Raw genomic sequence first — 11527 nt, forward strand, 5'->3', positions numbered from 1 at the left:
ACCTTAAGGTCAAAAATGGCAAGGAACAAAAGATTTAGTCTTATTGTTAGAACTTTAAAAGCAAGTTTTACAATTTTCGCATTTTTATTTTTCGCAAAAACCTACTCCCAAACTACTTTCACAGAAAGTGCGGCAGCTTATGGTCTTAACTTAGGCCAGAATAAAGATGGTGGGCACGCATGGTCAGATTTTAATGGAGATGGTTTATTAGATGTTTTAGTTTTAGAAAATAACAACAGCGCATCTGTAAAAAGTTTTCTAATGAGGCAGGGCCCTGCTGGTACATTTACTAATGTACAAGCTAGTTTAGCACCAGGAATGTTGGGAGACTATGCGGAAAGGCAAGCTGCTTGGGGAGATATAAATGGAGATGGTCGTCCAGATTTTATGATTAACTCCTCTGGTAATTCTACTGCTAGGCAAGCAATCCAAATTTTTATTCAAAATACAGACGGTACTTTTGGTGATGGTGCCGGAGGGTATACTCCAATTACTGTTGGTAGATCAGGAGCAACAATTAATATACCTAGTGTTAATTCTGAAGGAACTGGTTTTTTCGATTTTGAAGGAGATGGGGATTTAGACATCTTTTTTGATAACCACAATTTTGGTATAGAGCTTTTACGTAATAATTATATAGACCATACTACACATACCGTTGTTAATCCGGCAGCAGCATCTTTATTTACGCATATAACACCAGGGAGTGGTAATGGCGTTGTAGAGTATGGCCTAAACCAATTTGCTACAGACGGAGACTATGGTTCTGCGGCGGATGTTAATGATGATGGTTGGGTAGATATTTTTATGCGTAAAAGAGATGAAAACGATTTTTTCCTTAACCAAGGAGGAACTTTTACTAATGGAGCAAATTTAGGACAAGCCAATAATAGTAATAAAGGGGCAAATGGTCTATGGGATTTAGATAATGATGGCGATTTAGATGCCGTTTGGACAGAAAACGGACTTACACAAATTTTTAGGAATGATGGGCCAGGAGTTTGGACACCATTAGGAGCAGTTACATTTCCGGGCTTACCCCAACCCTCGAATACTAATGCGGGAAACTCTTCAAATGATATCGATGGCCTTACCGCAGGAGATGTAGATAATGATGGAGATATAGATATTCTGTTTATAGGAGATGGAGCAGGTAATGCTTCTAATAGAAGAAGTTATTTATTTATAAACCAATTAAATAGCCCAACACCTGCACCAGGAGTAATAGGTAGTGGTGCAGCAATGAGTTTCACATTAGACGCAGAGTTTTTTAATACTAGAGATGGGGAAGGTGCTACAATGATTGATATTGATGATGATGGAGATTTAGATATTTATATGAATATTAATGGAGCAGCAAATGAGTTATATATTAATAATTTACCAGCAGCAAACAGGAATAATCACTTATTGATAGATGTGTCAGAAGATAGGGGTGCAGATGGCAATACTGGAGGTTTACCGCCTAGAGTTGCTATTGGTACTAATGTTTTAATTAGAGATTGTGCCGGTAATATAGTAAGTGGTTTAAGACAGGTAAACGGTGTTTATGGCCATGGTACGCAAAGTCCAGAAGAAGTCCATTTTGGGTTGCCTTTAGGAGAAAATGAAACTTACATTATAGAGGTTCGTTATCCTAATTTTTATGATGCATCAGACCCAAATGGGTATTCCAGATTAATATCTACAATAATAGCACAACCAAGTACAATTTCAGGAACCAATCATTACGATTTATCTACAACAGATGCTGAAATACTAGAAAATGAAAATCCGCCAGACGCAGAAAATGATTTAGTGGTTGTTCCTCAAGGAAATTCTGTTTCAGTTCAAATTAATTTATTTGATAATGATACAGAACCAGACGGAGAAAACTTCTTTATAGAAAGTATTGTACAGCCAGCAATTGGTTCGGTCGTAATAGATGATGCAAATGCAGGATTGGTTACTTATACCTATAGTGCAGGAACCCCTTTTACCGGAACAAGTTTTGATTATACTATTACAGATTCTACAGTATCTGTTTGTCCTGCATTAGGGAAAAGCGATACAGCAACAGTGTATATAGAAGAACCTTGTACAGATTTATCTGGAATAGATACAGATGGGGATGGTATAAATGATATATGTGATGTAGATGATGATAATGATGGAATTCTTGATGTAGATGAGTGTCCTCCACTTCCTGGAGTAGTAGAGCCACAAGCAGACGCTTTAGATTGGATAAAAGGTAACCACCGTATATTTGTTATAGGTAATAATACAAATGCTAACGGGTATTTAGAATCTGGTTTTCAGAAAGAAGCATATCATAGACAACTAGGTCTTACGGTTTTAAATGGAAATAATGATTTTTCCTCAACGGCTTCAGGAGACGGTTCAGGAGTAAGTAGTGTAGTTACTTTTAGTAATGGTACAATGTCTTTTAGTACTAGTTATATTACTACGAATAGAAATGAATTTAGGAGAACTACAGGTGGAGCATTTAAATCTGGAAATTCTGGGGATGCTGTTTTTGTAGAACCAGAACAAGGAGGTGTAGCTGGAGATTTCTATACCGTTGATATTGATTTTACAACACCAGTAACTGCCTTTAGTTTTGATATGGTAGATATTTTAGATACCATTATTGGAGACGATCCAGTATTAAGTTATGCAGTATATGCAGACGGGGTTTTAATAGCTTATATAAAAGACACTATAATTGGTGATGATGCAACTGGTCCGGTTACAGTTTTTGATGGTGCCGATTTTCCAAGAGGAGATGTTGTAGCTGGTCAAAATAGAGAAACAAATTTTGGTTTCATTACAGATACTCCAGTAAATAATGTAGAAATTAGGTACGAAATTTTAACTGAAAGTATAACTTCAACAGCACGTGATCCTCATGGTTTAGATAATTTTGCTTTCAGTACAGATACACCTTGTACTAATTCTAAAAATACAGATAGTGATGGCGATGGTTGTTCGGATGCTGATGAAGCATATTTAGGATTAGTCCCTAATGCAGATTCAGATAATAATGGAACCTATGGTTCAGGAACGCCAACAGTAAATTCTAACGGGCAAGTTAATGGAGCTGCATATAATACAACAAATACCTATTATCTAGATGGTTCAGTTAATGCCTGTAATGACGTAGATAATGATGCAATACCAGATGATGCCGATTTAGATAATGATAATGATGGTATTTTGGACTCCGAAGAATGTTTAAATTCTGAAGGTTTAGTAACCAACGGAGATTTTTCTGATTGGATATATTATAATAGTTGGACAAGGTCTGGCCAGCAATGGGGCATAAATGCAGATCGTGCTTATTTCCCAAACTGGAGTAATGGTACGGCAACTTTTTATCAAACTATAAACGTATCCGCAAATACAGAAAATACCATAACTTTTGATGTAGGAGCAGATACTAACACGTATAATAATCAAGTAACATTTAATGTTTTAATTGATGGTACTACAATGTTGTCAGAAACATCAAACCAGATTGTAGCAACTAATGGAGGGCAATCTCAAAATGGTAATGCTACATTAAATATGACTTCTAGAACATTTACTTTTACCCCAACAACCAGTACAGTTACTTTAAGTTTTCAGGGGGTTTCAACATCAGGAAATCATGATAGATTGTATGTAGATAATGTGGTTTTAAAAACAGGTTGTGTAGATTTTGATGGAGACGGCGTGCCAAATTATTTAGATTTAGATAGTGATAATGATGGTATTTATGATGTCATTGAAGCAGGTCATGATATTGGCCATACCAATGGAAGACTTTCGGGTCCTTATGGAACAGATGGTATTGCCAATAGTGTTCAAAATTCAGGACAAGAAAATTCAGGGAATGTTAATTATACAGTGTTAGATTCTGATAATGATTCTAATAAAGATTTTATAGAAATTGATAGTGATAATGATGGTTGTAATGATGTTATTGAAGCAAATTTTACAGAAAGCGGAACTAATGCAGGAGAATTACAAGGAACAGGATACAATGCTACAACAGGTATTGTAACAGGCAATGCAAATGGGTATACAACTCCAGCCGATGATAATTCAGATTCGCAGTACGATTATAAAGTTCCAGGTTTACCAAACGCTATAGATACACAACCGCAAGATCAAAATGTTGCAGAAGGAAGCAATGCAACTTTTTCGGTAACAACTAGTGCTACAGGTAATACTTATCAATGGCAAGTAAGTACAAACGATGGTGGCAGTTATGCTAATATTAGTGGAGCAACTGGAATAAGTTATACCGTTACAAGTGTTACAAATGCACAGGATAATAATTTATATAGAGTTATAATTACCAATGCAAGTTTTTCTTGTAGTTCTATAACTTCTAATTCGGCTTTACTAACAATTGCGCCTGATTTTGATAATGATGGTATTATAGATACAGATGATTTAGATGATGATAATGATGGTATTTTAGATGAGGTTGAGGCAAATAATTGTAATGCATCAAACCCACAAGTAGATGTTGTTATTTTTAATGAAGATTTTGGAACTGCTAATGGTAGTAGAGCAACTACGCCATATACAAATTATTTATTTGAAGACGGTTCTGGTTCTGCAGGCGCAGACTCTAATTTACAGGATGGGGAATATACTATTTTTGAAGATATAACAGCAACAGCATCTTGGGCAAATAGTATTTGGCAAACACAAGGTGATCATACTACGGGAAGTGACCGTATGGCTATTTTTAATGCGAATAATACTCCAGGGTTAGAATTTTATAGAAGGTTTTTAGTCCAAGTTACACAAAACGTGCCCTTAAATATTTCCTTATGGGCAATGAACTTAGATACTAATATATCTGGAAATAATGGAAGAACAGAGCCAGATATTACGGTACTAATACAACAATCAGGAACAACAGTATATTCTTTTAATACAGGAGCAATTGCACGCGAACCTAATGGAGCTACAAATGCATGGAAAAATTTTACAGGTTCATTTACACCAACATCTAACGCAACTTTAGAATTAGTTCTTATTAATAATGCTCCAGGTGGTGGCGGTAACGATTTAGCTATAGATGATATTCAGATAACACAAGCATTTTGTGATTCTAATGGAGATGGTATTCCTAACGCTTATGAAGCAGATAGTGATGGCGATGGTTGTAATGATTCGGATGAAGCATATGGAGATGTAAATGCAGATTCCGATAACAACGGAATGTATGGTTCTGGTACTCCTTCTGTTAACCCAGATGGTACTGTAATTGGAGCTTCCTATCAAACACCAGAAGATGCAGATGCAAACACATATTATGACTTTTTAGAGGCAGGTTTAGCCCCAGCAATTACTACAGAGCCAACAGATGAAAATGCATGTCCTGGAGGTGGAACATCTTTTACTGTAGTAGCAACAAATAGTAATGAATACCAGTGGCAACAACGCATTAGTAATACTTGGACAAATATTACAGATACAGGAATTCATAGCGGAACAGACACAGCAACATTAACAATAACGAACGCAGCACTCTCAGATAACAATAATTTATACAGAGTTTTAGTATATAACGCTGCATATGTTTGTGATAATGAAACATCTAACCAGGTAAGGTTAAGAGTAAGACAACCTAATGTAAATGCAGGTGCTAACCAAACAATTTGTGATGGGGAGTCTACAACATTAACAGCAACAACAACAGGAGGAAGTGGTACTGGATACACCTATTTATGGAGCACTGGAGAAACAACACCAACTATTACAGTAACTCCAGCAGGTAATACTAACAATAATGTAAATGTAGACTATACCGTAACTGTAACAGATAGTAATAGCTGTACAGATACAGATACGGTTAGAGTAATTGTAGAACCAACACCAACAATAACAGTTTCAAGTGCACCAAGTTGTACTTTTAGATTGTTTCAACCAACAACCTATACTTTTGAAGTAACTGTAAGTGCAGGGACCGTAACTGCAACCGCAGGAACAGTAACAAACCCCTCAGGGAATGTATGGAGAATTGCCGATGTGCCAGATGGTACAGATGTTACAGTAACAGCAACGCAAGGTAATTGTAGTAGAGACTTAGTAGTAGCAGCACCAAATTGTGTTTGCCCAACTGTAGATGCACCTACAAGTGGAGGAGATGAAGAGTTTTGTGTAGGATCTCCTATTCCGCAAATAACAGCAAATCCAACAGCGGGGCAAGAAACTATAGATTGGTATACTGCGGCATCTGGAGGTACTTTATTACAGAGTGGAAGTACAAGTTATCAGCCTACAGCAGCAGGAACGTATTATGCAGAATCTAGGAATACAACAACTGGTTGTGTTAGTGCAACAAGAACAGCAGTAACTGTTACCCAAAATGCATTGCCAAATGCAAGTGCAGGAGCAAACCAAACAATTTGTGATGGGGAATCGGCTACACTTACAGCATCTGCTTCCGGCGGAAGTGGTAGCGGATATACGTATCTATGGAGCACAGGAGCAACTACACCTTCAATTACAGTTACACCTGCAGGTAATCCTAACAGTAATACAACCTATATTTATACAGTTACAGTTACAGATAGTAATGGTTGTGAAAACTCAGATTCTGCAAATGTTATTGTTTATTCAAATCCAACAGCAACGGTAACTACAACAGATACCTCTTGCGGTATAGATAATGGAGTAATTAGATTTAGTTTCCCAGACCATCCAAATAGATCAGGAATAGCATTTAGTATAGATAATCAAGCAAGTTACTCAAATACTGCCGATGCAAATGGAACTTATGATTTTACAAACCTTGCAGCCGGAACCTATAATTTATGGGTAAGGTGGGGAAATAGTAGTTGCCCGGTTAGTTTAGGAAGTTACCAAATTAATACAATACCAGTAGTTAGTTATAGTACGCAACCAACTAACCAGACAGTTTTTGCAGGAGATAATGGGGTGTTTACTTCAAGTGTTTCAAATGCAGATACGTATCAATGGCAAGTAAGTGTAGATGGTGTTTCGTATACAAATGTGACCAACGGAACAGAGTATTCTGGAGCCCAAACAGCAAGTTTAACAGTACTAAATGTAGAAAAGAATAAAGACGGATTTTACTATAGAGTATTAGCATCTAATTCTGGTACAACCTGTTCTGCTATAACCTCTAATGCTGCTTTATTAACTGTGAGAGTTAAGACAGTAATTACAAATAGAAGAATAACCCATAGAGTAAGAAAAAACTGATTTTTATAGAAAAATTAAACGCTTGAAACTTTTGTTTTTGTTGAGGTTATCGATAAAAGGAGTAAAGTTTTTTAAGTGTTTTTTTATACTGAAACCTCACTTTTTAGGAGGTATACAATACTTATATACACTTACACAACATTTATTTTCCAACGGAGGATGTAAAGTTATTTTTGTAGAGTGTAGTAAGATCATAGTGTAAATGCTATGGTTTATGAAAAGAAAGATTATAGCTATGTATTTAAAGTATATAGCAAAATTATAATACTAAAATGACCAAAACTAAAAACCTACAAATGAAAAAGTTTCTATTACCGATGTTGTTATTTATATCGGGAATTGCATTTTCACAGCAAACAGTTCTTTTAGAGGATCAATGTAATTGCGAAGTATTAAGTGGTACAGATGTCACAGCTCCAGGTGTTGGTACACCAACAGGTGCAGATATTGGCGATATTTATGTAAACACAGATACCGGTACTATTTATTTCTGGGATGGAGATACGTGGGAGTTAACTTCTACTGATAGTCAGCAACTGCAAAATTTTAGTTTTGATTCTGCAACAAATTTATTATCCTTAGCCATTGAAAATGGAAATACGGTTTCTGTAGATTTAGAGGATTTAGCAGATCAGAATGCTGCTGAGGTAAATTTAAATAATCCTATAGATGTTGATAACGATGGGAATAATGAGGCTACAGTAGAAGAAGCTATAGCAGATTTAGCTGCGAACAATGCATTAGATTTAGATATCGACCCAACAAACGAACTTACTACAAGTGGAGTAGGCGTACCAGTAGGAGCACCAGCAAATGATAATCCTGGAGTAACTTATTTAGATACTGCCACAAATGAGTTGTATGTATATGATGGTACAAATTGGGCAATGGTAACCGATAATCAAGAAGGAACGGAAGTTGATTTAACCAATCCTATAGATGTTGATAACGATGGGAATAATGAGGCTACAGTAGAAGAAGCTATAGCAGATTTAGCTGCGAACAATGCATTAGATTTAGATATCGACCCAACAAACGAACTTACTACAAGTGGAGTAGGCGTACCAGTAGGAGCACCAGCAAATGATAATCCTGGAGTAACGTATTTAGATACTGCCACGAATGAGTTGTATGTATATGATGGTACAAATTGGACAATGGTAACAGATAACCAAAATGCGAGTGAAGTCACAGTTACACCTGCAGGAAATATTACGAGTACCGATGTACAAGCAGCTTTAGAGGAATTAGATGGTATTATAACTTCAAGTGAATTAACCACAACAGTTATTGAAGGAACAGGAATAGATGTATCTTCAAGTGTAACAGGTACTAATACAGAATATACGGTTACAGTAGACCCTACAGATATAGTTGGAGATGGAAGTTTAAGTTCACCAGATGGAACTATAACATTAACAGGAACGCCATCAAATTCAGTATTAGAAAATGTAGGTTTTGATGTAGCAGATAACGCAATAACAACGGATAAAATAGCACTTGGTGCAGTAGAATCATCAGATATAGCAGCCGATGCAGTAGATGCATCGACGATAAATAGTGATGTAGCAGGCTCAGGTTTAACACAGAATGTAACCACAGGAGCATTAGAAGTAGACGAAGCGGCAATAGCGGATGGAAATATTACTTCAGTTAATACTATAGATGTAACTGGCGGAGATGACTCTGTATTTAAGGATGTAATTATAGATGTATCAGACAATGCAATTACAAATGCGAAGTTAGCGGACAATGCAGTACAGACAGAAAATATAGTAAACGGAACCATTTTAACGGAAGATATTTCCTCTGGAGGAAATGATCAAGTTTTAGTTACAGATGCTACAGGAGTAGTAGAGTGGATAGACAAGAGTACATTAGTTCCAGCTACTACGGTATCCAATACAAGTAGTGGAAATACATTAAGTACAACAGTAGATGGAGTAACAGGAGCAGATGTAAATATTATTAATAGTAACGATCTTAGTTTAGATACTAATAATGATTTAATAAGCACAGTAAATGGAGAAGCGTCAACAGCTTTAGATTTAACTCCAGCAATACAAGCAAATCAAACAACTACAACAGTAGTAGAAGGAACAGGAATAGATGTAACTTCAAGTGTAACAGGTACTAATACAGAATATACGGTAACAGTAGATCCTACAGATATAGTTGGAGACGGAAGTATTACCTCTAGTGATTTAGATGTGTTAGGAGGTACGAATTCTACTTTAAACAATGTTAGTTTAACAATAGCCAATGATGCAGTAGATGCAGCGACGATAAATAGTGATGTAGCAGGCTCAGGTTTAACACAGAATGTAACCACAGGAGCATTAGAAGTAGACGAAGCAGCAATAGCAGATGGGAATATTACTTCAGTTAATACTATAGATGTAACTGGCGGAGATGACTCTGTATTTAAGGATGTAATTTTAGATGTTTCAGATGATGCTATTACTACAGATAAAATAGCACCTGGTGCAGTAGAATCTTCGGATATAGCAGCCGATGCAGTAAATGCAGCAACAATAAATGGCGATGTAGCAGGTTCAGGTTTAACACAGAATGTAACCACAGGAGCATTAGAAGTAGACGAAGCAGAAATAGCAGATGGAAATATTACTTCAGTTAATACTATAGATGTAACTGGCGGAGATGACTCCGTGTTTAAGGATGTAATTTTAGATGTATCAGATAATGCAATTACAAATGCAAAGATGGCCGATAATGCTATAAATACAGCGGAGTTAGTAGATGCAGCAGTAACCTTAGAAAAGTTAGCAGATGGTACAGCAGATGGTCAAGTCATGCAATGGGATGATGCAACATCTTCTTGGGTATTAATAGATTTAGGTTCTGTAACCGTAACAGAGAATGATGGCGTAATAGGAAATGAAGTAGTTGGAGCTACAAATGGGACATTAACACGTTCTGGAGATGGTTCCCAAGCAGTTCCATACACATTAGCAGTTTCTACGGATGGAATTACCAACGCAGAATTAGCAGACAATGCAGTAGGTTTGGAGAATATAGCTTCAGGCTCAAATTCAGGAGATTTAATCCAATGGAATGGTACGGACTGGGAGTTTGTTACCCCAAGTTCGTTAATACCAGCGACGACGGTATCTAATACAAGTTCTGTAAATACGTTGACTACTACAGTAGATGGAGTAACAGGAGTAGGAGTAGATATTATCAATAGCAACGACCTTAGTTTAGATACTAATAATGATTTAATAAGTACAATAAATGGAGAAGCGTCAACAGCTTTAGATTTAACTCCAGCAATACAAGCAAATCAAACAACTACAACAGTAGTAGAAGGAACAGGAATAGATGTAACTTCAAGTGTAACAGGAAATAATACAGAATATACGGTAACAGTAGATCCTACAGATATAGTTGGAGACGGAAGTATTACCTCTAGTGATTTAGATGTGTTAGGAGGTACGAATTCTACTTTAAACAATGTTAGTTTAACAATAGCCAATGATGCAGTAGATGCAGCGACGATAAATAGTGATGTAGCAGGCTCAGGTTTAACACAGAATGTAACCACAGGAGCATTAGAAGTAGACGAAGCAGCAATAGCAGATGGGAATATTACTTCAGTTAATACTATAGATGTAACTGGCGGAGATGACTCTGTATTTAAGGATGTAATTATAGATGTATTAGACAATGCAATTACAAATGCGAAGTTAGCGGACAATGCAGTACAGACAGAAAATATAGTAAACGGAAGTATTTTAACGGAAGATGTTTCTTCAGGCGGAAGTGATAAAGTTTTAGTTACAGATGCTACAGGAGTAGTAGAGTGGATAGATAAAAGTACATTAGTTCCAGCAACAACGGTATCCAATACAAGTAGTGGAAATACATTAAGTACAACAGTAGATGGAGTAACAGGAGCAGATGTAAATATTATTAATAGTAATACATTAACTTTAAATGGTAGTGATGAGTTGGTTAGTACGGTAAATGGGGTTAATTCCAATGCCATAGACTTAAGTCCTTATGTAAATAATGACACCAATGAACTACAAGATTTAGAATTAACAGGAGATAATTTAACGTTAACGAATGACCCAACAGCAACGGCAATAGATTTATCGGATTATAGAGAAACCGTAGTAGGTACTAATGATATAAGTGTTACCGATGATGGTAGTGGCAATTATACTGTAGATTATACGGATGGTGATAAAGATTCTACAAACGAATTAACACTTACAGATACTGGAGCTCCAACAGGCACACCAGCAACTGGTACTACGTATGTAGATACAGACACAGGACAATTATATGTTTT

At 36.4% G+C, this 11527-nt stretch carries 2 protein-coding genes; both read left to right on the forward strand.

Annotated features, from left to right (window positions below; genetic code table 11):
- Window positions 1-15: 15 nt before the first annotated feature.
- A complete protein-coding gene (locus CLV91_RS16240) occupies window positions 16-7209 on the forward strand; it encodes an FG-GAP-like repeat-containing protein (RefSeq protein ID WP_121069283.1) in 7194 nt (2397 codons plus the stop codon).
- Window positions 7210-7505: 296 nt separating this feature from the next.
- Window positions 7506-11527, forward strand: a 4022-nt coding sequence (locus CLV91_RS16245; protein ID WP_147406434.1) for a beta strand repeat-containing protein, incomplete at its 3' end; no start/stop codon positions are given.

Origin of the sequence: Maribacter vaceletii (assembly GCF_003634105.1) — a bacterium.
In the GTDB taxonomy this organism is placed as follows: domain Bacteria; phylum Bacteroidota; class Bacteroidia; order Flavobacteriales; family Flavobacteriaceae; genus Maribacter_B; species Maribacter_B vaceletii.

Coding starts and splice junctions, on each gene's coding strand:
- CLV91_RS16240 (WP_121069283.1), top strand. CDS start 16: ATGGCAAGGAACAAAAGATTTAGTCTTATTGTTAGAACTTTAAAAGCA.